At 58.2% G+C, this 23,086-nt stretch carries 22 protein-coding genes; 11 read left to right on the top strand and 11 right to left on the bottom strand.

Translation table 11 applies throughout. The annotated features are described in order from the left end of the window. The first annotated feature begins 1 nt into the window (after position 1). From AEAC466_RS27830 to AEAC466_RS27810, 5 genes are all read left to right on the top strand, one after another. Positions 2 to 835, top strand: a complete 834-nt coding sequence (locus AEAC466_RS27830; protein WP_023457044.1) for a carbon-nitrogen hydrolase family protein — start codon at positions 2 to 4, stop codon at positions 833 to 835. Beyond that, a complete protein-coding gene (locus tag AEAC466_RS27825; protein WP_023457043.1) occupies positions 832 to 1,641 on the top strand; it encodes a creatininase family protein in 810 nt (269 codons plus the stop codon). The genes AEAC466_RS27830 and AEAC466_RS27825 overlap by 4 nt, the downstream gene beginning before the upstream one ends. After that, complete coding sequence (locus AEAC466_RS27820; protein ID WP_023457042.1) at positions 1,634 to 2,287, top strand: RraA family protein; 654 nt, start codon at positions 1,634 to 1,636, stop codon at positions 2,285 to 2,287. The genes AEAC466_RS27825 and AEAC466_RS27820 overlap by 8 nt, the downstream gene beginning before the upstream one ends. Positions 2,288 to 2,320: 33 nt before the next feature. Further along, entirely contained in the window at positions 2,321 to 2,671 is a 351-nt protein-coding gene (locus AEAC466_RS27815; RefSeq protein ID WP_023457041.1) for a carboxymuconolactone decarboxylase family protein, read from the top strand. A gap of 86 nt (positions 2,672 to 2,757) precedes the next feature. Next, positions 2,758 to 3,426: a TetR family transcriptional regulator gene (locus tag AEAC466_RS27810; protein WP_023457040.1), complete on the top strand. Its 669-nt coding sequence runs from the start codon at positions 2,758 to 2,760 to the stop codon at positions 3,424 to 3,426. A gap of 92 nt (positions 3,427 to 3,518) precedes the next feature. Here AEAC466_RS27810 and AEAC466_RS27805 read toward each other — a convergent pair whose 3' ends face one another. The 5 genes from AEAC466_RS27805 to AEAC466_RS27785 all read right to left on the bottom strand — a co-directional run bounded on the left by AEAC466_RS27805 (position 3,519) and on the right by AEAC466_RS27785 (position 8,179). Next, entirely contained in the window at positions 3,519 to 4,088 is a 570-nt protein-coding gene (locus AEAC466_RS27805; RefSeq protein WP_235074160.1) for a response regulator, read from the bottom strand. A gap of 249 nt (positions 4,089 to 4,337) precedes the next feature. After that, positions 4,338 to 4,673, bottom strand: a complete 336-nt coding sequence (locus tag AEAC466_RS27800; RefSeq protein WP_023457038.1) for a hypothetical protein — start codon at positions 4,671 to 4,673, stop codon at positions 4,338 to 4,340. Further along, positions 4,673 to 6,379 carry a methyl-accepting chemotaxis protein gene (locus tag AEAC466_RS27795; protein ID WP_023457037.1) on the bottom strand — a complete coding sequence of 569 codons (1,707 nt, stop codon included), beginning with the start codon at positions 6,377 to 6,379 and terminating at the stop codon, positions 4,673 to 4,675. The genes AEAC466_RS27800 and AEAC466_RS27795 overlap by 1 nt, the downstream gene beginning before the upstream one ends. 331 nt (positions 6,380 to 6,710) lie before the next feature. Further along, on the bottom strand, positions 6,711 to 7,751 hold the full coding sequence (locus AEAC466_RS27790) for a PAS domain-containing protein (protein WP_023457036.1): 1,041 nt from the start codon (positions 7,749 to 7,751) through the stop codon (positions 6,711 to 6,713). 86 nt (positions 7,752 to 7,837) lie between these two features. Continuing rightward, the gene (locus tag AEAC466_RS27785; protein WP_155913500.1) at positions 7,838 to 8,179 is read right to left on the bottom strand and encodes a hypothetical protein; all 342 of its coding nucleotides are present in this window, start codon (positions 8,177 to 8,179) and stop codon (positions 7,838 to 7,840) included. Between the two features lie 358 nt (positions 8,180 to 8,537). On the opposite strand from AEAC466_RS27785, the gene AEAC466_RS44395 reads away from it, so the two are divergent. Beyond that, complete coding sequence (locus AEAC466_RS44395) at positions 8,538 to 8,846, top strand: hypothetical protein (RefSeq protein ID WP_155913498.1); 309 nt, start codon at positions 8,538 to 8,540, stop codon at positions 8,844 to 8,846. Here AEAC466_RS44395 and AEAC466_RS0122135 read toward each other — a convergent pair. The 4 genes from AEAC466_RS0122135 to AEAC466_RS27770 form a co-directional block, all read right to left on the bottom strand. Beyond that, the gene (locus AEAC466_RS0122135; protein ID WP_155913496.1) at positions 8,815 to 9,126 is read right to left on the bottom strand and encodes a helix-turn-helix domain-containing protein; all 312 of its coding nucleotides are present in this window, start codon (positions 9,124 to 9,126) and stop codon (positions 8,815 to 8,817) included. The two genes, AEAC466_RS44395 and AEAC466_RS0122135, sit on opposite strands and share 32 nt — an antisense overlap. A 330-nt stretch (positions 9,127 to 9,456) precedes the next feature. Further along, a complete protein-coding gene (locus AEAC466_RS27780; RefSeq protein ID WP_023457033.1) occupies positions 9,457 to 11,235 on the bottom strand; it encodes a DUF885 domain-containing protein in 1,779 nt (592 codons plus the stop codon). Between the two features lie 51 nt (positions 11,236 to 11,286). Then, positions 11,287 to 12,267, bottom strand: a complete 981-nt coding sequence (locus AEAC466_RS43650) for an NUDIX domain-containing protein (RefSeq protein ID WP_023457032.1) — start codon at positions 12,265 to 12,267, stop codon at positions 11,287 to 11,289. Positions 12,268 to 12,286: 19 nt separating this feature from the next. Then, positions 12,287 to 12,829 carry a mismatch-specific DNA-glycosylase gene (locus tag AEAC466_RS27770; RefSeq protein ID WP_235074158.1) on the bottom strand — a complete coding sequence of 181 codons (543 nt, stop codon included), beginning with the start codon at positions 12,827 to 12,829 and terminating at the stop codon, positions 12,287 to 12,289. An 85-nt stretch (positions 12,830 to 12,914) separates the two neighbouring features. On the opposite strand from AEAC466_RS27770, the gene AEAC466_RS27765 reads away from it, so the two are divergent. From AEAC466_RS27765 to AEAC466_RS43645, 4 genes are all read left to right on the top strand, one after another. After that, positions 12,915 to 14,504: a sodium:solute symporter family transporter gene (locus AEAC466_RS27765; RefSeq protein WP_023457030.1), complete on the top strand. Its 1,590-nt coding sequence runs from the start codon at positions 12,915 to 12,917 to the stop codon at positions 14,502 to 14,504. An 84-nt stretch (positions 14,505 to 14,588) separates the two neighbouring features. Continuing rightward, positions 14,589 to 15,458: a glycoside hydrolase family 16 protein gene (locus tag AEAC466_RS27760; protein WP_023457029.1), complete on the top strand. Its 870-nt coding sequence runs from the start codon at positions 14,589 to 14,591 to the stop codon at positions 15,456 to 15,458. 528 nt (positions 15,459 to 15,986) lie between these two features. After that, a complete protein-coding gene (locus AEAC466_RS27755; RefSeq protein WP_023457028.1) occupies positions 15,987 to 17,060 on the top strand; it encodes a LacI family DNA-binding transcriptional regulator in 1,074 nt (357 codons plus the stop codon). 59 nt (positions 17,061 to 17,119) lie between these two features. Then, positions 17,120 to 17,893 carry a hypothetical protein gene (locus AEAC466_RS43645; protein WP_023457027.1) on the top strand — a complete coding sequence of 258 codons (774 nt, stop codon included), beginning with the start codon at positions 17,120 to 17,122 and terminating at the stop codon, positions 17,891 to 17,893. 159 nt (positions 17,894 to 18,052) lie between these two features. On the opposite strand, the gene AEAC466_RS27745 is transcribed toward AEAC466_RS43645, so the two are convergent. Beyond that, the gene (locus AEAC466_RS27745; protein WP_023457026.1) at positions 18,053 to 19,066 is read right to left on the bottom strand and encodes an SIS domain-containing protein; all 1,014 of its coding nucleotides are present in this window, start codon (positions 19,064 to 19,066) and stop codon (positions 18,053 to 18,055) included. A gap of 15 nt (positions 19,067 to 19,081) precedes the next feature. Beyond that, positions 19,082 to 21,232: an alpha-galactosidase gene (locus tag AEAC466_RS27740; protein WP_023457025.1), complete on the bottom strand. Its 2,151-nt coding sequence runs from the start codon at positions 21,230 to 21,232 to the stop codon at positions 19,082 to 19,084. A 354-nt stretch (positions 21,233 to 21,586) separates the two neighbouring features. Here AEAC466_RS27740 and AEAC466_RS27735 point away from each other — a divergent pair, with 354 nt between their 5' ends. Then, complete coding sequence (locus AEAC466_RS27735; RefSeq protein WP_023457024.1) at positions 21,587 to 23,023, top strand: sugar porter family MFS transporter; 1,437 nt, start codon at positions 21,587 to 21,589, stop codon at positions 23,021 to 23,023. The last annotated feature ends 63 nt before the right edge of the window (positions 23,024 to 23,086 follow it).

Here is a 23,086-nt window from a genome sequence, read left to right as displayed (position 1 = left end):
TATGCTTAAAACCAGCGTCATTCAGATGAACAGCCGTAACGACAAGGCGGCCAATCTGCGGCAAATCCGCGATCTGGTCACCGCCGCCGTCGAGGCCGATCAGCCTGATTGGATATTGTTGCCCGAACACTGTGAATGGCTGGGCGGCGCTTCGGGTGCGGCCGCCGTGGCGGAACCTTCGAGTGGCGGCGAAACCTATCGTCTGCTACAGGATCTGGCCCGTACCCATAAGGTCTGGATCCACGGCGGCTCCTTCTACGAACAGTCCGATATTCCCGGCAAGGCCTACAACACCACGGTCGTTTTCGACCGCACCGGCAGCGAAGTGGCGCGCTATCGCAAGATCCACCTATTCGACGTCACCACCGCCGACGGCGTGCAATATCATGAATCCGCCACCGTACTGCGTGGCGACGATATCGTCACCTACGTTTGCGAAGGCGTGCGGGTCGGATGCGCCATCTGCTACGATCTAAGGTTCCCGGAACTGTTCCAGGCGCTGATGAAACGTGGCGCCGATCTGATTGCCCTGCCCGCCGCATTCACGCAGTTGACCGGCCAGGACCATTGGGAGCCGCTGATCCGCGCCCGCGCTATCGAGACCGAAACCTGGTTCCTAGCGGCGGCGCAATGGGGTGGCTATGACACGCCGGCAGGTCCGCGCCAATCGTTCGGCCAATCGATGATTGTCGATCCGTGGGGTCGTGTCGTCGCCCGCGCCGCCGAAGGCACCGGTTTTGTCAGCGCGCCGATCGACATGGCTCTGTCCGACCGCGTGCGCCAACAGATCCCGGTGGGGCAAAACAAGATATTGCATACGGCGGACACCCTATGACCAAACGCCGCCATGCCCTGCAAGACTTGACCTGGGTCGAGTTCGCCGAGCGCCTTAAAACCGACCGCCCGGTTATCCTTCTTCCCCTTGGCTCACAGGAAGAACAGGGGCCGCACGCCCCCATGGGCGACTATGTCGTCGCCGAGCACATCGCCCTGGCCGCTGCCGAACGGGCGGATGCCATCTGCGCGCCGGTCTTGCCCTTCGGCTACGCCGAATTCTTCCGCGGCATGGCGGGAGGCATTCAGTTGAGAGCCGACACGTTCAGCCGCGTGCTAGAAGACATGCTGACCGCCTTTCTGGATCATGATATCGTCCATATCGTCATCTGTAACGGCCACTCGACCAATGCGCCGCTGATCGCCGACGTGACGCACAAAATCCGCCGGCAATGGGGCGTTGTCGTGCCCAACCTCAACCTTTGGCGGCTGATGCCGGATGCCGTCTGGCAGGATATTCACGGCGCTAACGCCGCCAAGGCGCGTGGCCATGGCGCCGATCCGCTGACTTCGGTCGCCATGCACCTGACGCCCGACCTGATGCGTCCGGACCTGTTGGGCACCGCCGACCGTAAGACCGCATTCGGTCTTCCAATCACCGGCCAGTTCAGCAACCTGCTGTTTCAGGGCAGTCAGATCGATGTGCCGCTCGACGTCACGCAGGTGGCGCCGGATGGCGTCGGCGGCGGCGATGCCCGGCTCAGCACAGCCGCCGCCGGTGCCGCCATGACCGAGTGGCTGACCGCCTACGTGGCGGAGTTCCTGACGCATTTCAAAAGCTGCGATCCGAAGACGCCCAATGGATAGATATCAGATCCACCCGATGCCGACACAGGCGCCTGCCGATCTGGTGACGCGCCTGTCGCGTCTGCACACCTCGACCTTCGGTCACACGCACCTGTGGGGGTTTTGCCGGCGTGATATCCGTCCCCTGGCCGCTGCAAGTACCGCTGCCGGTACGGCAGTCACCCTGGCCCTGCCCGGCCCCGACTCCACTCTGCTGCATCAGGTGCTGGCACAGGTGCGACCCGGCGACGTGGTAATGATCGACCGTCTGCACGACGACCTTTACGCCTGCATTGGCGGAATCGTCGCTCTGGCCATGAAGCGGGCCGGTGCCGCCGCTGTCGTTGTCGACGGTCCCATCACGGACACAGCCGAGATCCTGGCCGTCGGGCTGCCGGTATGGAGCCGGGGCGTCAGTGCGATTACGACGCGCCGCCTGGACCTCGGTGGCCGCCTTAACACGGCCGTCAGCATTGGCGGTGCCGTTGTTACACCGGGCGACCTCGTCCTGTGCGACGATGACGGGGTTTTCGTGCTGCCCGCCGCCGACGCCAAAGCGGCCATAGATCAGGCCGAGGCGCGCGAAGCCTGGGAATCACGGATCGTCGCCGAAGTGGCCAGTGGCCACGATCTGGCCGACGCCCTTAAGGCCTGCCCGCCACGCTGACCTTTTTTTGTCTTCCATGTACAGGACACACCCATGGACAAGTCTTATCCCGACATTACCCGCAATCTCTCCGCCAACCTTAAGCACCTGCGTAAGGAAATACCCGAGGTCACGCAGGCCTTTTCAGGCCTTGCGGGTGCCGCCCTGCGTGACGGGGCGCTTGACAAGAAGACGAAGGAGCTGATTGCACTCGGTATCGGCATCAGCACGCGCTGCGACGGCTGCATCGGTTTCCACACCGAGGCCCTGATCAAGCTGGGCGTCACGCGCGATGAGTTTCGCGACGTGGTCGGCATGGCCATCTATATGGGCGGCGGGCCGTCCTTGATGTATGCGGCCGATGCCATGGCGGCATTCGAACAATATTCCGCCATCCCCGATTGATCGGGCGTACGCTTTTTTGTTGACCGCAGGCCCGGCGCAATGACAGCCTGATACCGCTTCGAATACAGGATTCCTGAAACGCGCCGATGAAAACGCCTGCCGTAACCCCCCGCAAAAAGTCCACAACGGCCAGCAATGCGCGGATCAATGATCCGGAACGCACAAAAGAAGACATTCTGGAGATTGCGACCCACGCCTTCGCCCGCGATGGCCTGAGCGGCAGCCGTATCAACGACATCGGCGGACTGACGGCAGCCAGCAAACGCATGATCTACTACTACTTCGAGAACAAGGAAGGCCTTTACCGGGCCGTTCTCGAGCGATGCTACGCCGATATCCGCTCGCGCGAAGAAGCCATCGGTGTCGAGGACTTGCCGCCGGAGGAGGCATTGGCCCAGTTGGTGCGCCTGAAGTTCACCTACCATATGGACCATCCGGAATTCGTTCGCCTGGTCATGGTCGAAAACATTCACCAGGGCGAGCACATGGGGTATCTGAAAGAAGCCAAGACCCGGGGTCTGTTTGCCCTTCAGCAGCTCACCCGCATTTTGCAACGCGGGGCGGACGCCGGCGTGTTTCGCAACGACGTGCGTCCCATCGACGTGCATACCTCGATCAGCGCTCTGTGTTTCTATAACGTGTCGAACCGGTGGACCGTCGCACACCTACTTGAGCACGACATGGGAGATATCCATCACGCCGCCAGCCGCCGAGAAGCGGTGGTCGACGAAATCCTGCGTTTGTGCCGCCTCTAACCGCCAGTAAGGTCGGATTGTGTGCCGGTTCCAATGGGCAACCTGTAGACACGGTGTAATTAGGCTTAGGTCGCGTCACCCGTTGCGAACCGTTAGCCGGCGGCTAAAGATGGGCGGTCAATATCGGAGGCCACATCTGAATTCAGAGCATCGCTTGCCCGGCGCATAGGGCCGGCATAGGCCTCGTACGCCCGTCTGCGCCGATCAGGCCCCGTATAGGTCGCGACATCTATCCATTGCCGCTTGCTTCTCATTACGGTTTTAAGGTGGTCGATCAGAACCTGCGCCGTGAAGGGCTTGGCAATGATCTCGTTTATGCCGGCGTCGCGCGCCTTGACGACATTGCTGCGAACCGTGTGGCCCGTAATCATTATGATGGGCAAGGTTTTATTGGGGCTGTCAGAGCCGCGACGCAGAAGTTTTGCCGTCTCGATACCGTCGAGTTGGTCCATCACCAGATCCAGGATCATGAGGTCAATGGACGCGACCTTAAGAACTTCAAAGGCCTCTATTCCGCTCGCCGCTTCCTTTATAGTCTTGAACCCGTTGCTGCGCAGGATCTCGCAGACGATTTTACGGATATTGTGACTGTCATCGACGATCAAAACCGCGAGTCTGGACAGGTCTGCGCTGTCTTGCAGCGTCATATCTGTGACTTTCATGGTAAGGCTCCAGATCACCGAAAAGCAGAGACGGACTTAAGACCGCAGCCTGTCGACCAGCTTAAAAGCGACGTAAGGCCTAAACTGAAAGACTTCGAATTCGACAGGTCTAAATGACAATGGGCACCGATGACGATCAACAAGGATCGTCATCGGCCGGAGACATTTACGCTTACCAACTGAGACACTACTGGAACGCTACTAAAACTCTGCAATCACGCTACTGAGATGCTACGCTTACTGTTTACACTACGCGTCGGACGGGCTGCCCATACCGCCCTCCTCTCCGTTTCCTGCAATCGCTGCATCGATACGCTCAGCAAGTTTCAGGAAATTCTCCGTGAATATCTTAAGCCCCTCCATCATCATCTGGACATCCTCGGGCTGCGTGACCTCCATGACACGACCCAGGTCGAGACATTCCTGACGCAACTCTTCAAACTTAAGTTGTGTCACTTTTACCAAGGTCAATCGCTCGTCTCGCAGGCGTTCCGCTGAGAGATGTGAGGCCAGGCGGGTGATGCCCGCCTTAGTCAGGGCAGACGGATGAACCGTAATCTGCCCCAACGTAATGGCCCGCTCCATCAGGCCGCCCTCACGTTCGCCAGGAACTTGTCCATCTCATGATGCAGACGCTCGGCCTGTTGCGCCAGTTCGCTGGATGAGCTGAGGACCTGGGCGGCCGCACTGCCGGTCTGTTCTGCCGCATCGGCGACACCGCCGATGTTAGAGCTCACTTCGGTCGTGCCCATGGCGGCCTGGTTGACGGCGTGCACGATCTCCTGGGTCGCCGAATTTTGCTGCTCAACAGCCGACGCGATAGCCGTCGAGGCGGTATTGATGTGGTTGATCGTGCCGCCGATGTTTTGCATGGCCTTGAAGGCACGGCTCGTCGATTCCTGAATTTGAGCGATTTTTTCGGAAATCTCGGTCGTCGCCTTGGCCGTTTGGCCGGCCAGCGCCTTGACTTCGGAGGCCACCACGGCGAAGCCCTTACCGGCATCTCCAGCTCTCGCCGATTCTATGGTGGCATTCAGAGCCAGAAGATTAGTCTGACTGGCCAGTCCCGAAATCATATCGACAAACCCACCGATGCTGGCTGCCGCTTCGTTGAGTTCTTCGACGATCCGCCCGGCTTCGGTGGCTTCCGTCATGGCGGTTGCCGAAATCTGAGCCGAGTTTTCCACCTGACGGCCGATTTCCGACACCGACGCACCCAGTTCTTCAGTGGCAGCCGCAACCGACGCCACATTTGAACCCGCCTCTTCCGCCGCCGAGGAGACCGCCAGCGACTGCGCCGAGGCTTCGTGAGCCGTGGCGCTCAGTTGTTGGGCGGCGGCTTGAAGCTCCGTGGCGGCACCTGACACGGTCGTGACAATCCCACCGACTGATTTTTCGAACTCATTGGCCAAATCCAGCATGCCCTGGCGACGTTCAGCCTCGGCCTTTTGTTTAAGCTCAGCCGCAGAGGCTTCCAGTTCGCGGGTCTTCAGCGCATTCTCCTTGAAGATGGCCAACCCCTTGGCGATGTCACCGCATTCATCGTGTCGTTCCGCACCCGTCACAACCGTCTCCAGCCGGCCATCGGCCAGACCGCGCAGTTGCTCAACTGAACGCGCAATCGGCTTGGCAATACCGAAGGTCGCCATCAGCCAGCCGACCAAGAGACCCGACAGTACACCGCCTACGGCTACGACGACCATTATCATGCTTATCTTCTGGCTATCGGCCACCGCTTTCTCAGCCGTTGCCGTGCCGCGTTTATCGATCGCTTGGCCGTAGGTCTTCACAGCCTCAGTCAGTTTGTTTGCCAATACGCGGTTTTGAGTTACGGCTTGGTAGAGACGCTGTTGTTCAGCGTCAAGGTGGGCTTTTGCCTTGACGTCATGGGCGACAGCATAAACGTTTTCCAAACCGTCTGAATAGTCTTTATAGGCCTGCTTCGCCGTCGCCAGCATGGCCTTTTCATCGTCATTGGCCACCTTGGAGGTTTGCTCAATGCGCTCAAGAAAGCGATTTCTGGCGTCGTCATTGACGGCCTTGGCTTCTCTGATGTTTTCTTCTGTTGGACTGGCGGCAATCCGGTATTCTGAACGGTTAGCCGTAATCACGTCCTGCGTCATGCGCGCGCCGATCGTCGCGGCGGTATCCACACGGTCAACTTCCGTCAGCGTTGCCGCCAGATGATTAAAATTGGTGACGCCGAAATAGGCTATAAATGCCGTGATCGCGCTGATGGCTCCCACAAGCATCAGCAACTTCATCTGAATCTTAATGTTGTTGAAGTTCATAAACACTCTCCAGAATTCGAACAGACCGAACCCGGCCGCCGTGCCGGTGCACGACCCCCAGGCCCCGCCCGATCATGGTGAATGAACTTGGTGAGATGAAATTTAATTATACGGGCTCATACTACCAGCAGACGCCCCGCAAATTGACACTTTTAGAGCCAATTTCGGCTCGAATTCGCGATTATCGCACAAAAGTGTGCCCAATGTTCCAATTTCTATAATGGCCCCCATTTAAGAGAAATTTAAATCTGTCGCCCAACTTGACAAGTTGAATGCGTCGAAATCACATCTGCAAACATCCTTCATTAGTTTATAGATGTATTTTGATGCATCATTTTCGATCTTTTCTATGTGAGAAGGCAAGCACACCTTCCGGATCCACGAAAAATCGAATTCCGTGCTGCGTAAATATTTGAATGACCGCTTCAACTGTCTTATATTTGAATTGACCGGACAGCGGTTCATCAGACGAGAACATGCGATGAATAGTTGTGCGCGAAATGCCCGTGTGGCGCGCCAGTTCGTCGTGTGTATAACCGACAACGCCGCACAGCGCTCTCAGGGTCGCTCCCGTGGCAAGCTTGACGGCGCGGTCCAGTTCCGCAGGTAGCAAGGCCGACAGGGCTCGGTCTTCAATTATGACGCCCCACCATTCCAGTGGGCGCCCCTCTTCACGGATGACCATACCCCTCTTGTGGTATTTTCGAGGCACGCCGTCCGCACCGAATATCCGCATGCTGACCGAAAAACCCTCCCCGGCCGACATGGCGCGAGCTATGGCCGACAGCGCTATCTCACGGTCACCTGGATGAATGGCGTCGGCCGTCAGAGGATCGAAGTTCGGCACCACCCCTTCGAGATTGCCTGCCGTAAAATGTTCAAATAAACGACCGCCAGCGTCTGCGCTCCAGATGCATTCAACGCCGAAATATGCCATCAGGGCGTCAACGCGACGGGCGTTGTGGGTTTTCGAACGCAGCAGCGTTTCTTCGGCACTTACATCCTGGGCGAGCGCCACAATCTTCTGAACGCACCCATCCCCGCCGAGCAAAGCCTGGTACTTCAGAGATATATAGCGTGCCTGCGCGATTGCCCCGCCCAGGCGATATGTTCTTGGCGGCGGCTCATGCCCCCGACGAATGACCGTCATGTCCTCAATAAACGAGGCTCGATCCGACGCGTGAATGGCACGCGACACCATATCAAGCGTTATCGGGGCCTCAACACTTAACCCTAAAAGGCGATTCAGTCCGTTTGAAAAAACAATCGGCTCTTCTGGACAGGCGATTGAAATTTCAATCCGCCCCAGCCTTGCCACCTGCTCCATGATCGAAATGACATGCAGTGAGGTCAGTTTGCGGCTATAGGGCATGTCACATCTCCGCGAGAGGTTCAAGGGCATAGCCTTCAAGGCGAAGAGGCCGCCAGCCACCCATGCCGAGAATAAAAAAGACAGCTTCAGTCAAGGTCGTCAGGACTCAACCATGCCAAGGCCTCGTCGATGGCGGAAAAGGTTCTCATGGTATTGGCGGGGTACAGTTCCGCCAGGATACCCCCGAGGGCTCGGGCATCGACGGCGGGGCTGATCACCGCTAACTTGCGGGCAGGTGACGTCTGGGTGAGCAGATGTGAACATCTACGCGCCAGAAACCGGTAGCCCCGGTAGTCGGCGGCTGTATCGAGCCTGCGCGTATCGACGAGCATATTGTATAGTCCCGACCCATTCAGTTTCTGTGACGCTTCGAGAAAATGACGGGCAAACGCCCAGCCGGGGACCTTTCCCATAAGGCGGAAACGCACGAGTCTATCGGCATCGCTAATATCTATTTTTACGCGATAAGGCGCAGGTGCTCTATCGCCGGCAGCTATCCGAGGAATGACCATAAGATTGCTAAACGCCCCCCGAGGCTTGGAAGTTAAACCTCACCACGCAAAGGCGTTAAGCACACGGAAGGCCGTGCGGAACCGCGTGCGCCCAAAATGCGCTTTGGTGAGAGATGTGGCCTGACCGCTCGGCGGTAGCGTCAGGTCGGCCAAGGACACAATCGTCACGCGAAAAAGACGTATGGCCTACCGCCTAATTCGATAATCGAATTAAAGCGGGCGCCGGTTAACGCTAGGTTAACGGCCGGTATTTTACAGTTGAAAGATATGTTGGGTGATTTACGAGATCGAATTTGGCCTCCCCTCCGATGGCACGGATGTGGGGACTGACGCATGTACCGATTATCTCAATCAACGACTCGGCAAAGATATGTGGGCCGCATTCGAAGCCGTTCTGGTGAGCGAAGCGATTGAAAATCGCTCGATGACGTTCAGGTTCATTTGCAGGGCTCCGGCCCTGCTGACGCTGAAGTGGGCCGATATTCGCGACGGCAAACGCCGCGTCATCGCAGAGAGGCCACTTACGGGGGCAGAACGGCGGCGCTACCGCGCTATTTTAGGTGGACGTTTCCCTTGGGAGTAGCCGTAGCCGCCGGCAAAACCGACTGGTCAAGCTTAATCTGCTTATGAATCTGGGCGACCAAAGGCACCGGATCTATATCCAGAAGGGTACATAGATTGAGGAATTCGATCAGTTCCAGGTTGCGTTGATAGGTTTCAACCTTGGCGACTATACTCTGATGGCGTCTCCATACCTTCGCCAGGTCGTACTGACTCCATGACTTGGCTATGCGCGCTTCAATCAATCGATCAACCGCAATCTTGTAGAACGGACTTGTGGGATGTCTTGGTGCGCTGCTCACTGGAATCGCCTAAAGAGAGAGGTTTTCCCTCTATAGGGTTTTTTTTGGATATACAATATCAATGTGTTAACCAAAAACGATGCCTCGATGACCTCCCAAAGGTCAAGTTATCCGTTCGCTTCGGGGCAAATCCATAAAATATCCTGTTACCGCAGACATATTATGTCGCCACGCGCCGCTTACCGCCCGCTAGGCCCGCACCTCCTTCGACTGCTTCGACAGATTTCGGCTGTCTCACCACGAACGCAGATTATCTATGGTGGTGCTGGGGCGGTGGCGCTGTCGGAGCCAGATTTGCAGACAATCGTTTTTATAATCGGCGGGAGGCAATTATTTTTCCTCGTCCGGGTAGGGCCCGACACCGCCATTGGCGATAAAGGCATCGATATGTGCCGCCAGAACAGGCAAGGGGACCGAGCCGAGTTCCAGGACAGCATCGTGAAAGGCGCGAATATTGAACCGGTCGCCCAGGGCCTGTTCTGCCTTTGCGCGGGCGTCCCGGATCGCCATTTCGCCGAGATAGTAGCTTAGGGCCTGGCCCGGCCAGGAAATATAGCGGTCGACCTCGGTTTCGATCTCATGCTCGGACAAGGCGGTATTTTCGCGCAGATAGGCCTGGGCCTGGGCGCGCGTCCACCCCTGGGCATGGATGCCAGTATCAACGACCAGTCGGGCCGCCCGCCAGGCCTGGTAGCTGAGATAACCGAACCGGTCATAGGGTGTTTCATACATACCCATCTCAACGCCCAGATATTCGGAATAAAGCGCCCATCCTTCGCCATAGGCCGAGATGTAGGTTTTCTGACGGAATTCCGGCAGGGTTTTGTTTTCGAGCGCCAACGGCATCTGGAAAGCATGACCCGGCGCCGATTCATGCAAGGTCAGGGCGGTCAGCTGGAACAGGGGCCGCGATTTCAGATCATAGGTATTGACGTAGTAGGTGCCCGGCCCGCCGCGCCCGGAGGTGTAAAAAGGGGCGATTTCCGGGGCAACGGGCACAATGCCGAACCGTTGGCGCGGTAGGCGGCCGAACCACTTGCCGGCGACACCGTCGAACCGTTTAGCCGTCCAGGCGGCGCGATCGAGCAGATCCTGAGGCGTCTTGGCATAGAATTGCGGATCGGTGCGTAAGAAGGCCAGAAACGCCGGCAGGTCGCCATCGAAATGCACGGCCTTCATCACGTCCAGCATCTGCGCACGGATAAGCGCCATCTGCTCAAGGCCGATCTGGTGTATTTGCGCGGGCGGCAGATCGAGCGTGGTGTATTCACGAATCTTGGACTGATAATAGGCCGCACCGTCCGGCAATTGGCTGGCGCCGAGCGCCGTTTGCGCGTGCGGGATATAGTCGGTGGTCAGAAAGGCGTAGAGGGTCTTATGCGCCGGCACGACCGACGCGGTGATGGCCTTGACCGCCTGGGCGCGCAGGTCGGCCTGAATGTCAGCCGGAATGGTCGCCGGCATGGTGAGGAACGGTTTGTAGAAGACGCCGTCTTGCGGTTTAGCCTCGATGACGGTCCGCACGGAGACCTCGCGGCCAGTCAAGGTGACTTGCGGAGGAGTGAAATGGCGCTTAAGCCCGGCCCGCATATTGACGATCTGCTGGTCGAAATACCGCGGCATGTCGTTCAACTGGCTCAGATAGTTCCTGTAATCCTGAACCGTATGAAAATTGGCCTCGGTGACATAGGCCAGATCGCTCCAGAAGCTGCTGTCGGAATTGACGGGTTTCTCATACTCGCGAAACCGCCCTTCGGCGACATATGCGTCGATCTGGCCCTTATAGATCTGGAAATTGATCCGGTTTTCGCGCGACAACGCGGTCTGGTCGATGGCGGCCAGCTTGCTCTCTATACCCTGCCAATAGGCCAGCCGTTCGCCTTGCGACTTGGCGCTGACATCCGGCAGATGGGGCGCAATCCCAGTATCGACATTGTCTTCGCCACTAGCGAGCAGGGATTGGCGCCAGGTCCATTCCGCCGTGTAGATAGCCTTGAACTGGTCGTCGGGCGTTTGCGCGGTGACCTGAGCCGCCACCGGTAACGCCAGCACAAGTGCCAGGGGCGTGGTCAGGAGGTACAGGGCAAGACGGGGTGCAGGGTTAAGCATGGCGGCCTCATTTCATATGAAACGGCACCATGGCACGGCACTAAAGCCCGATCAATCGGGTGGGAACAGACCGAAATGATCGAGAATGGCGCCGTGGTCCTCGAAGAAGTGGCCGCGCAAGCCCGACAGTTCGACGAGCGGTAACCATTTCGCGATTTCAGCATCATCCGCGCCCGCAATAACGGGTAGATCACCGTCCAAACGGAAGACGAACGCATGGGTGATCACGCGTCCACGGGAGGACCTTTTTGGGTCATCGAACACTTCACGCGCCACCAGTTCGAACGCAACCTCCGTCAGGTCCAGGCCTGTTTCTTCCTGAAGCTCGCGCATGGCCGATTCGATGAGGGTTTCGTCAACGTCGATGAAGCCGCCAGGCAAGGCCCATTGCCCCCTACCCGGCATCGCACCGCGTTTGACCAGCAATAGCCGGTCGGAGGCTATGATGATGACATCCACGGTGACGAGCGTAGCCGGATAGGGCGCAGCTTCCCAGCTCTCGCGATAGGCCTCGACATAGACCTGTTCCTCGTAGAGCGCGAGGTAGGCAGGCGTAGCATCAAAAGACATCAGTATGTCCGCCATGGCGTCGGGCACTTCGCCTTCGAAGGCTTCAGGGCCTTCATTGAAAAAAGCCCCGCGCATGTCTTCCGCATCGGCGGAGAAGTCGGGCGCCTCACTATAATCCCAATCTTCGATGTCGACACCACCGACCTTGAGGATCCGGCTTTGCGGCCCGGCAATCGCCTCGACCGCCGACCGCAAGGCGGCGGCGGCCAGGTCCGGGCGATAGCGATGATCACGAACCGAGGTAATCAAGACGCCGCTACCCGCCTCCCCCAGGCCGGCGCGCAGCAGGCTTTCACGCTCCTCTGCCGTCCATGGCATCTGCACCGACGGTGCAATATCCGCCCCTTCGATAACCAGTATGATTGCACCAGCTCGTGTCCCGACAGTTTCGATCAGGGTCAGCTCGCCCGGTGTCACCGGTGCGAACGGGCTGGCGATCACGGCAAAATCATACTTGGACATGGGGCCTCCTACCGGGGTGTCACACACCGCGCACGGTGTCGGCCAGATCCTGCCAGGCCTGTTGATTCCAGAAGATACGGGCCTGACCTGACGGCGAAGGCAAGACATAAATGCGGGTATCCCCGACTTTTTCCGGTTGAAAGCCGAGTGTGATGTCACCGGTCGCTCGCCCGAGGTACACACTGGCGCCCGTCTTGCTGGTAAAGGCCAGGATGGCCGGCCGATAGCGCAGAATTTTCTGGCGGAGAGCTTCGGCATCGAGCGCACCGGCGGGCAATTGGTTGTCATTGCCATAGTGCGCCTTGCACAGGTCGGTCAGGCCGATGCCGTAATCGAGTACCTGCGCATAGTCCTGAGGCCTGACTTGGCCCGGCGTCAGTCCGGTATTGTGCAGGGTTCGCCAGAAGAAGTTGCCGGGATTGGCGTAATAGGCGCAACGCTCTGCCGAAACGCGCCCCAGAGCCGTGCCACAGAAAACAAGCTTCAACCCTGGCGCCAGCAGGTCGGGCACGTGTTCGTCTGGCAAGGCGCCAAATTTATCGAGTTTGGACATGGTGTGCATGTGGGAGGTCAGATGGCCGATGCAAGGCGGCTTGCACCCCGCGCGAAATCCGATACCCTGAAAAAAAGACGGGGAACACGCCGACATGCCTTTGATCCAAAACCTGAGCTGGCTCGATCTGGGAGTGTTCGGTCTTTACGTCGGCGGCCTGATCCTGATGGGCCTGTTGGATCGTCGGCGCCAGATGAAGGCGCGCGAACACTTCCTTGGCGGCAATTCGGCATCCTGGCCGCGCATCGGTTTTGCGCTCTACGCCTCGACCATTTCGGCGACGTCCCTGGTCGGCCTGACCGGGGCCGCCTATTCGCACGGCATTTCGGTCTATAATTACGAATGGATGGCGGCGGTCGTGCTGACCATCTTCTGCGCCTTCGTGCTCCCGACCTATATCAAATCCCAGGTCTTCACCGTGCCGGAGTTCCTGGAGCTGCGTTACGGCAAGTTCGTGCGCACCTATGTTTCGGCCCTGTCTGTCGTTCTGGGTATTTTCCTCGATGCCGCAGGTGGATTGTTCGCCGGGGCCGTCCTGTTCCAAATCCTTTTCCCCGACTGGGTGCTGTGGCAGGTCTGCGCCCTGCTCGCCCTACTGGCCGGCGCCTTCCTCATCTCCGGGGGCTTGCGTGCGGTCATCATGGTCGAAAGTGTTCAGGGACTGGTCATGGTCGTTGCCGCGTCCGGTATCGCCTTCTTCACCTTTCAGGCCGCCGGGGGCTGGACACACGTTATGTCGCAACTGGACCCCGCGCATCTGAAGCTGGTCATGCCGGCCTCAGACAAGGACATGCCCTGGACGGGTCTTCTGACGGGCGTGCCCCTCATCGGCTTTTATTTCTGGTGCACAAACCAGATCATGGTCCAGCGCGTTCTGGCCGCTAAGTCTCTGGACCACGGTCGCTGGGGCTCTTTGATGGGCGGTGCGCTGAAACTGACCAACCTGTTCCTGGTCATCCTGCCGGGCGCCGCAGCGGTCTTGCTCTTTCCTCACCTCGCCCAGCCCGATCAGGTGTTTTCGCACATCGTTTTCGAAGTCATGCCGCACGGCCTCATCGGACTAATCCTGGCGGCGTGCCTGATTTCAATCCTGGCGAACCTGTCTGCCGTCTACAATTCGACCTCTACCCTGCTGACCATGGACTTCATCCGCAAACTGCGGCCCGGCATGACAGACGTGCAACTGGTGCGCACCGGCAAGATCGTCATTGTAGCGCTGATGGTCATTTCCGTTCTATGGACGCCTCAGATTATCCATTTCCAAGACACGCTCTGGAAATATCTCCAGGCGGTCCTGTGCTACTTCGTCCCCCCAATCGCCGCCGTCTTCCTGGCGGGCCTGTTCATTAAGCGCGTCAATACGACCGGCGCGGCCGCCGGCCTAATCGTAGGGACCACCGCCAGCCTCGTTCTCTTCGTTGACGCCTTTCAGTTTCACGTCTTTCCGTTGCATTTCCTGGTCGCCGCCGTGGTCATTTTCGTCATCGCCGGCGCCGCCCTGCTGATAGGTAGCCTGTTCCGCCCCGCTCCGGACCCCGCGACCGTCAGCCAACTGATGTTCGCCAAAGATGTCTGGAAAACCGAAACCGCCCATCTCAGGACAGTGAAATGGTATCAGAACTACCGCATCCTGTCTGTCGCCCTGCTTATCTTAACCGGCGCCATCGTTGTCTGGTTTGCCTAGGCCGGACCAGTCTGCTAGCCTCACACCATAAGCCGCAAAGGCGCCCGCGAAACGATTGGAAACGCTTTTTAAGGAGCCCGCCCCGTGCTGTCCCATGCCCGTATATCCTGTCTGGCCGTCACGGCTCTTATCCTGCCTCTGACCGCGAGCGCAGACCCATCCGCGGCGCCCGCGAAGGATTCCCTAGCCATAGATGAACCCGGCGGCGTGCCGGCCGGCTACACACTGAAATGGTCCGATGAGTTCGATACCCCGGGCCTGCCCAATCCCGCCCTGTGGCGATACGACACCAAGGCCAACAAGACCGGCTGGGCGAACCACGAACGGCAATATTACGCCAATGCCCGCCTGGAAAATTCACGCGTCGAGGATGGCGCCCTCATCATCGAGGCGCGTAAGGAAGACCTTAAGAACAGATCAGATTGGGGCGGCCAGCACTATACGTCTGCGCGCCTGCTATCGAAAAAGACCTACAAATACGGCTATGTCGAGGTGCGTGCCCAGTTACCGTGCGGTTTGGGTGTCTGGCCGGCAATCTGGCAACTGCCGGCAACCGATCGGTTGAAATGGCCCGACGACGGCGAAATCGACATCATGGAATATGTCGGCTGGGACAAGGATGTTATCTACCACACCATCCATACCGGACAGTACAACCACGTAAAGGGTACCCAAAAAGGGGTTCTGAAGGCTATGCCCGCCGTATGCGGTCAGTGGCATACCTACAGCCTTTTGTGGACACCCGATGAGATCAAGGAAGGCATCGACGGTCGGTACTATTTCCATTTCCGCAATGACGGCAAGGGCAACACCGGCACCTGGCCCTTCGACCGCGCGCACAACCTTATCCTGAACCTGGCGGTGGGCGGCGATTTCGGTGGCAAGACAGGCGTGGACGATTCAAGCCTGCCCTGGCAGTTCAAGATCGACTATGTGAGAGTTTATCAGAAATAACAAAATGGCCCTCCAAGTCTCGGGAACCGGGAGGGCCGTAATTGTCCTGCGAGAACTGATTGCAACAGGGAGACGTTACATTCACAGCCGTTCGTCGCCGGATGCGTGACGCTGTCTTCGTACGCGCAAGCCAACCGCATGTAAACACAAACTGACAAGGTTGTCAGATTGTCAATCCGCAACCATTGCAATATAACTTGTTGATATAAAATATATTTTTCTTAAAATTATCGCGGAAAAAATTTTTATCCGTCGATAAATCAGTCTCACACCCTGTCTCGAAATACTGACAACGGGCGCAAGGCCTGGGCCTTCACTCGCCCCGGATATTACACAAATACAAAAATATCAATAAAATCATATCCCTGCGTCCTGCCCTCCCGCCCAAGGCAGGCTTGCCGTGTTGCCACCCGCGTGTTAGCGTTCCCCAAAGCCTCCCGTCACGAGACCCGTCTGCATGCCCACACCGCCGCGCCCCTACAACTTTGCCATGCCGCACGCCGATAGATTCACGCCGGTAAAGCACTGATGCCGCCAAGCGATATACGTAAGCCGACCATTATAGACGTGGCCAGCCGCGCCGGCGTTTCGATCAAGACGGTCTCCCGCGTCATCAATAATGAACGCCACGTCTCCAACGAAATGCGTGCCAAGGTTCGCGCCGCCGTCGCCGAACTCGGCTTCGAGGTCAACGAATCGGCACGCGGGATGAGATCCCAAACACCTGACAAATCGTATGTTGTGGCCCAGCTCTACGGCGATCCCGGTGGCGCTTACACCAGCGACATCCAGATCGGCCTGCTCAGCCGCTGCCACTATTTCGGCTATCACCTGGTCGTCGAGGAGTTGGACTACCAAAGCCCGGACATCGAACGGCGTACCAAGGATCTGGTGCGCCGCCTGAAGCTTGACGGTGCGGTTCTGACCGCGCCCCTGACCGACAATGAGATAGTCCTGGGCGTACTCGACGAGGCAGGCGTCCCCTATGTCCGGATTGCCCCGGTAACCGAGGCCCGCCACCTGCCGTCGGTACGCATCGACGAAAAACGCGCGGCCTATCAGTTGACTCAGCACCTCATCGCATTCGGGCATAAGCGGATTGGCTTCATTCGGGGCCTGCCCGGGCATTCCGCCACGCTGTTGCGGTGGGAAGGATTCGCGCAGGCCATGAGCGAAGCGGGCCTGTCGATCGACGATAGCCTGATCGAAGAGGGCGGCTTCCGATATTTTTCGGCCATACCTTGCGCGCATAACCTGCTTGAACGAGCAGACCGACCGACCGCCATCTTTGCGTCGAATGACGAAATGGCCGCGGCGGTGATCAGCGTGGCCCATGAATTGGGCCTCACCCTGCCGGACGACTGCTCGGTTGTGGGCTTCGACGACATTCCGACCTCGGAAATGCTGTGGCCGTCACTCACCACTGTGCGCCAGCCAGTCACGCGTCTGGGGGCAGCGGCGGGCGATCTGCTGTTTACCCGCCTGTCGCCACTCACCAGCGGCCCTGACAGTGTCGAATGGCCAACCCCGGCGCCCCATGTCGTTCTGCAGCACGATGTTGTCCTGCGGGCCTCTACAGCACCATTGCGCAAGACAAAATAGGTCTTGGCAGAACCCATATACGGTCATAGGCTAAACCGACACGCTAAAACAGGATCGCCATGCCCTTCTCTTTCGGTTCGGCCTACAGCCGTTTCTTCCGGTTGATCAGCGACAATTTCGCCCTATTTCTCATCCTGGGGTTGATTTTGACCGTGCTACCGACGCTGGCGATCAATTACGGCCTGTATGCGGGCCTAGAGGTGCAACCCGGCAGTTGGTGGGAAAAATGGGACCGCGTGTCCGGATCGCCCCAGATCTGGTTGGTAGGAAGCGGTCTGGTCAGTCTCTTACTTTATATGATCAATCTGTCAGCCATCACCGAAATCGCTATCCTGCGCGCCGTGGGCAAATCCGTATCGCTGCCTACGGTGTTGGGGCACGCAGCTTTTAACGCCCTTCCGCTGGTCTTGATTCTGCTTATGACCGGTGTTGTCGCCGGATTCGCCTTTCTGCTGCTGGTCTTTCCCTGCTTCATGTTCCTGATGGCGGCATACGTCGCTATACCTGCCTATGTCAGCGAACAGGGACTGGGTCTGTGGGGAAGCGTCAAACGCTCGTTCGTCCTGACGCGCGGCCATCGCTGGACACTGTTCGGCCTGACTCTCGTCAACGGCATCGCCTCAAACCTGTTCGACAAGCTGCTTGAGGTGCTGGGCGCAAACCTTGGCAGCGCTTTGCCGATGCCCGGCGGCCTCACCGACACCTTGATCACGAGCCTTGGCGATAGCCTGTCGTCCCTGACCGGAATGATCTTTACGGCTGCCGTCTATGTTGGCCTGCGTATCAGCCGCGACAAGATGCGCCCCGACGATGCCGCGCAGGTCTTCGACTGACGACAGATTTGGAAGCGGCTTAAAGTCGGCAAGAGGAAGTCGAAGGCGCCGAAAAAAAATAGAACGGCGGCTACAGGCTCAAGACAGGAGCTTATTCGGCGAAGCCCTTTTTTGAAAAAAGGATTACAGGTCGACCCAGTCTTTTCAATGTTGTGGCATTCAATAGGGCACCTTGCCCATATATCGTGTCGTGCTCAGGGGCTGCTGGTGCAATTCCGCCAAATGCGCGGCGATGCGTTCGACCGCAATGCCCACAACATAGGGCGCCACCATTGGGCGGATGACCGGATCGATACCCGGCATGGCCAGATCACGCGAATCGTATACGATCGTTCGAGGCGTGTATCTCTGGCAAAATGCCAGTGCCCGTTCGATGATCGGCCGGCTTACGTCCTCTCCCAGCATGAGAACAACCGGAACGGTTTCATCTATGGCCTCGAAAGGTCCGTGGAATAGTTCAGCGGCTTCCACTGGAATACAGTGCATCCACTGACTTTCCTGAAGGATGCAGACCCCGACATAATAGGTCATTGTAAACACGGGACCTGCCCCCAGAAGGTACAAAAGCCTGTCATCCTTATAGGCTTCCGCCTCCTTGGCGGCGCGGGCGTCTTGCTGGGCGACCGTATCGGCAAGCACGGTCGGCAACGCTTTCAAGGACCTGAGCAGCGCAGGCAAGTGTGGCCAGGCGTCCTTGCCGGCCAAGATGCCCCCGATAAGCGCCTGCAAGATCATGAACACGCCATAGAAGGGTTCATGCGTCTCACCGAGCAGAAATTGCGTGTCGATATATTGCGCGATGGGGCGGTCGGCGGCCTGGGTAATCACCAGCTTGCGACACGGCCTGTCTTGCAAAAATTTGGCCGCCGCTACGGATTCCATCGTCTTTCCAGACTTCGAAGCCATAATGACAAGCGTGCGTTCGTCCAGGCGCGGCGGGTTCATCGCCATAAACTCCGCTGGGTAGTAGCAGCGGACCTCAATGTTCGCACTCAGGCTTTCGATCCAATAGCGCAGGCCTTGCATGATGCGGTTCGGGGCGCCCGGCGCCACAAAGTAAATGCGGTCGATCTCTGTAGCGACAGCCAAACCGTAGGCGGCAGCGCGGTCCAGTTCAGCAACGGCGCCGTTCAGCGATTGGGCGAACCGTGCGGCATCAAAGGGGATAGTCAACTCTAATTTCCTTTATCAGACGATTTCAAATGCGAGCGCGGCGCCTTGGAAGTCCCCTCTCAAGGGGATGCGAACACCGTGGTTCATCCAATAAGATCCGCTCGCCACCTTGGGCGTATCAGCCTCCGCCGTACCGACGATGCTGCGCACGGCATAGCGGCCCTGGGGATCCAGGCCTTGCAACTGGATCAGAGGCGTCGCGTCGAAGGTTGAACTGGAATGCAGGAACGAAAACAGGACGGCCTGGCGTTTCGTTTCGGCGACGGACAGGGTCGCTGAGCGTTCGGAGCCGCCCTGCGGAGAAATGAGACGATACAGATCGCCCCGCTGCACGGTTTGGCGAATGGACTTATATTCCGCGACCAGACGTTTCGCCGTTGCAAAGTCATCCGCCGTCCAGTGATTGAGATTGTCGCCAATACCCAGGCACCCCTGCATGGCCGACAGGAACCTGTACTCAAGGGAGGTCGAACGCTTGTTGACCCAGTTCGGCGACGCCGTCACCCACGCCATCATCACCCCCGGCATATAGGCGTGCGAGAAGCCGTCCTGGATTTTCAAGCGGTCAAACGGATCGGTGTTGTCCGTCGGCCAGATCTGGTCGGTCAAATGCATGATCCCCAGATCGACCCGACCGCCCCCACCGGCGCACGACTCGATTTCCAGCTTCGGATGACGGCTGCGCAGTTCAGCCAGTATCCAATAGAGGTTTTTGGTATAGTCGACGTAAAGCTTTTGCTGATCCTCGGGCGCGCGTTCCGGCCAGCCGGGCTCCGACCAGCTTCGATTATGATCCCATTTCAAAAATGCGATATCATTGTCTCGCAAAAGCAGATCAAGCGATTTCAGCACATAGTCCCGCACGTCGCTGCGCGCCAGGTTGAGAACCAGTTGATTGCGGCCTTCTGTACGCGGACGCCCTTTGAAATTGATCACCCAGTCCGGATGAGCGCGGTATAGCTGGCTGTCCGGATTGACCATTTCGGGTTCCACCCAAAGGCCGAACTCCATACCCAATGCGCGAACACGGCTGATCAGGGGCGACAAACCATTGGGAAATTTGTCCCGGTTGACGGTCCAGTCGCCGAGACCCGCATGATCATTATTTCGCTGGCCGAACCAGCCGTCATCCATGACGAAACGTTCGACCCCCAGGGTCGCGGCCTTCTCGGCCAAGGCGATTTGACCCGCCTCATTGACGGCAAATTCCGTTGCCTCCCAGGAATTATAAAGTACAGGGCGCAATTTGGGTTCGGGCGCGCCCGGCAGGATAACCGTCCGTTGAAAGCGGTGCATGCGGCGCGACGCCCCCCCCATGCCGCCATTGCTGAAGCCGGCGTAGAAGACAGGTGTTTCGAGGCGTTCGCCGGGTTTCAGGCGGTAGGCAAAATCGAACGGATTGTACCCCGCCGTAATTCGGGGATGCCCGACAATGTCCTTTTCGACCGTGATGCGCCATGAACCGCTCCAGGCCAGCGCACCAAACCATACGGGCCCGCTGTCTTCATCCGTCAGCCCCTGACGGGTGACGGCCAGCCAGGGGTTATTCTGTGAGCCGGTCATGCCCAACCGGCTTTCCAGCACAGTCGTGCCAGCTTCGAGCGGGCGCTTTTGCAAGCTCCATTCCGCCGCCCAGCGACCCGTGAGGTAATTGAGTTCGTAGTCTTCGCCGAACGGCAGGTTGAGCGTGGCGGCCGCCATCTGGTCAACCCGTATCCAATCCTTGGTCTTGTTTTCCACGACAGCGGATCGCGACAAAATACCCGTGGCCTTATCCATACCGTATCTAAGCTGGACATAGACCTCAGCCGTTATGTCCTTCATCCGCAGCGTGATCCCGTCGGACGTTATGCTATGATCCAGGTATTTCAGGACCAGATCGCGCACCCCGTTGGGGAACGCGACCTTAAGCGACGGCTCGACCACCAGACCGCCGCCGAAAGCGACGAACTCAAGAGGCGTGATGGAGTTGGCACGATCAAATCCCGAATAGTCCGAAGGCTTGGGCGCAGCGCCGATCTGGTCGTCCAGAGCCAGCGCCCCACCCCAGTGCAGGGATTGCACCTGACCGGCGCTATCGATTCCGAACGCATAGGTTACGCCATCGCCATCCAGGCGGAACACCCGGCTGACGGAGTCAAAGCCGGCGCTGGCCGTTGAACGCATAGGCAAGGTCGCAACCGCCAGCCCTCCCATGAGCCCGAGGCATGTGGCTCGCCTGCTTATAACCGAAACACCCATAGCATCCTCCCATTTATATTACATATACCTATTGCAGAGGTGAAATGACGGGTCAATAGCTGTCGGCGCGGAAAATGAAGGTCTTTCATTCACAATGGAAATCACAATAGATTGTGATCCGGTTTCGCAGCCTTGCCTTAAACGGCGCGCGCGGCAACAGCTATATATGTATTATATATTGACGTTACAGCGCATCGACCCTAAGGTGGATGGCGCAGGCCGCATCATACCACTGACGGCGGCCACTTATAAATAACTTCTGCAGGGATTACAGCGCATATGCACATAGTGTCCAAGGACGATCGCGCCGTTGGCGCAACATCGCCTTATAAGTTCAATCTGGGCTACGTCTGGATGATCTCTTCGATTGCAGCACTCGGCGGCCTCTTGTTTGGTTACGACTGGGTAGTTATCGGCGGCGCTAAGCCCTTTTATGAACCCTATTTCGGCCTGACGTCCGAGGCGCAAATTGGATGGGCCAACAGCTGCGCTCTGTTGGGCTGCCTGATCGGCTCCATCTGCTCTGGCATCTTTAGCGACGGCCTGGGCCGCAAGAAGCTTCTGATCGCTGCGGCCTCCCTGTTCGGCGTGTCATCCGTGGCGACAGGCTGGGCGCATTCATTTGATACTTTCATTCTCTGGCGCATTCTGGGGGGCGTCGCCATCGGCATCGCATCCAATGTGTCTCCCACCTACATCGCCGAGATCGCGCCTGCGCAGTGGCGCGGACGGCTGGTCACGCTCAATCAGCTCACCGTGGTCGTGGGCATACTGGCCGCCCAGGTCGTCAATCTGTTGATTGCCGGTCATATTGCCGATGGCGCGACAGCGGATACGATCCGCGACTCCTGGCAAGGACAATACGGCTGGCGCTGGATGTTCACGGCGGTTGCCGTCCCCTCCCTGACCTTTTTCTTTTGCGCCTTCCTGGTGCCGGAAAGCCCGCGCTGGCTGGTAAAAAAGGGCCAGACTGAGAAAGCCAAGGCTGTTCTGACGCGTATCGGCGGTGCGGCCTATGCCGAGGACGAAATACGCGATGTGGACAACATGCTTGCGCGTGAGCGATCGGAAAAAGGCGCCTGGCGAGACCTTTTCAAGCCACTGGTCTTCGGTCTGGTTTTGATGGGGATTGGCCTGGCGGTGTTACAGCAGTGGAGCGGCACCAATGTCATCTTCAACTATGCTGAAGAGATTTATCGCGGTGCCGGCTACGACCTCAGCGGCGTGATGTTCAACATCGTGATTACCGGCGCTATCAATCTGCTGTTCACCCTGGTCGCGACCTTTACGGTGGACCGGCTCGGACGCCGGGCGCTCATGCTATGGGGCACGGCAATCATTACCGTGATACACGGCCTGCTCGGTGTCGCCTTCTTCCTGGGGATAAAGGGGCCGCTCATCCTGGGGCTCACCCTTGCGGTGATCGCCGCCTATGCGACCTCTCTCGCCCCCATCACTTGGGTGCTGCTGTCGGAAATTTTCCCCAACCGCATCCGGGGTCTGGCGATGTCGATTGCCGTATCCGCGCTTTGGATTGCCTGCTTTGCGGTCACCTACACCTTCCCCATCCTGAACAAGCTGCTCGGTGCGGCGGGAACCTTCTGGTGTTACGGTGCCTTCTGTCTGCTGGGCGTGATCTTTATCGCCCTGTTCGTTCCGGAAACCAAGGGCAGGACCCTGGAAGAGATTGAAGCCAGTCTCACCGGAAAGCGGTAGCTCACAAAAGCGGACGCCCTCCAACACCAAATGTGGAGGGCGGTCCGCCGACGTGTTCAGTGC

The sequence above is a fragment of the Asticcacaulis sp. AC466 genome (assembly GCF_000495815.1).
GTDB lineage: Bacteria > Pseudomonadota > Alphaproteobacteria > Caulobacterales > Caulobacteraceae > Asticcacaulis.
The sequence above is the reverse complement of the archived record's forward strand: the minus strand, read 5'-3'. Positions and strand labels throughout refer to the sequence as shown.

Bases quoted from the DNA above. Each gene is read 5' to 3' on its own strand.
- AEAC466_RS27815 (WP_023457041.1), top strand. From the start codon at position 2,321: ATGGACAAGTCTTATCCCGACATTACCCGCAATCTCTCCGCCAACCTT.
- AEAC466_RS27825 (WP_023457043.1), top strand. From the start codon at position 832: ATGACCAAACGCCGCCATGCCCTGCAAGACTTGACCTGGGTCGAGTTC.
- AEAC466_RS27770 (WP_235074158.1), bottom strand. From the start codon at position 12,829: ATGCACACCATGTCCAAACTCGATAAATTTGGCGCCTTGCCAGACGAA.
- AEAC466_RS27830 (WP_023457044.1), top strand. From the start codon at position 2: ATGCTTAAAACCAGCGTCATTCAGATGAACAGCCGTAACGACAAGGCG.
- AEAC466_RS27735 (WP_023457024.1), top strand. From the start codon at position 21,587: ATGCACATAGTGTCCAAGGACGATCGCGCCGTTGGCGCAACATCGCCT.
- AEAC466_RS27765 (WP_023457030.1), top strand. From the start codon at position 12,915: ATGCCTTTGATCCAAAACCTGAGCTGGCTCGATCTGGGAGTGTTCGGT.
- AEAC466_RS43650 (WP_023457032.1), bottom strand. From the start codon at position 12,267: ATGTCCAAGTATGATTTTGCCGTGATCGCCAGCCCGTTCGCACCGGTG.
- AEAC466_RS27755 (WP_023457028.1), top strand. From the start codon at position 15,987: ATGCCGCCAAGCGATATACGTAAGCCGACCATTATAGACGTGGCCAGC.
- AEAC466_RS27795 (WP_023457037.1), bottom strand. From the start codon at position 6,379: ATGAACTTCAACAACATTAAGATTCAGATGAAGTTGCTGATGCTTGTG.
- AEAC466_RS27810 (WP_023457040.1), top strand. From the start codon at position 2,758: ATGAAAACGCCTGCCGTAACCCCCCGCAAAAAGTCCACAACGGCCAGC.
- AEAC466_RS27805 (WP_235074160.1), bottom strand. From the start codon at position 4,088: ATGAAAGTCACAGATATGACGCTGCAAGACAGCGCAGACCTGTCCAGA.
- AEAC466_RS27780 (WP_023457033.1), bottom strand. From the start codon at position 11,235: ATGCTTAACCCTGCACCCCGTCTTGCCCTGTACCTCCTGACCACGCCC.
- AEAC466_RS27790 (WP_023457036.1), bottom strand. From the start codon at position 7,751: ATGCCCTATAGCCGCAAACTGACCTCACTGCATGTCATTTCGATCATG.
- AEAC466_RS27820 (WP_023457042.1), top strand. From the start codon at position 1,634: ATGGATAGATATCAGATCCACCCGATGCCGACACAGGCGCCTGCCGAT.
- AEAC466_RS27800 (WP_023457038.1), bottom strand. From the start codon at position 4,673: ATGGAGCGGGCCATTACGTTGGGGCAGATTACGGTTCATCCGTCTGCC.
- AEAC466_RS43645 (WP_023457027.1), top strand. From the start codon at position 17,120: ATGCCCTTCTCTTTCGGTTCGGCCTACAGCCGTTTCTTCCGGTTGATC.
- AEAC466_RS27740 (WP_023457025.1), bottom strand. From the start codon at position 21,232: ATGCGTTCAACGGCCAGCGCCGGCTTTGACTCCGTCAGCCGGGTGTTC.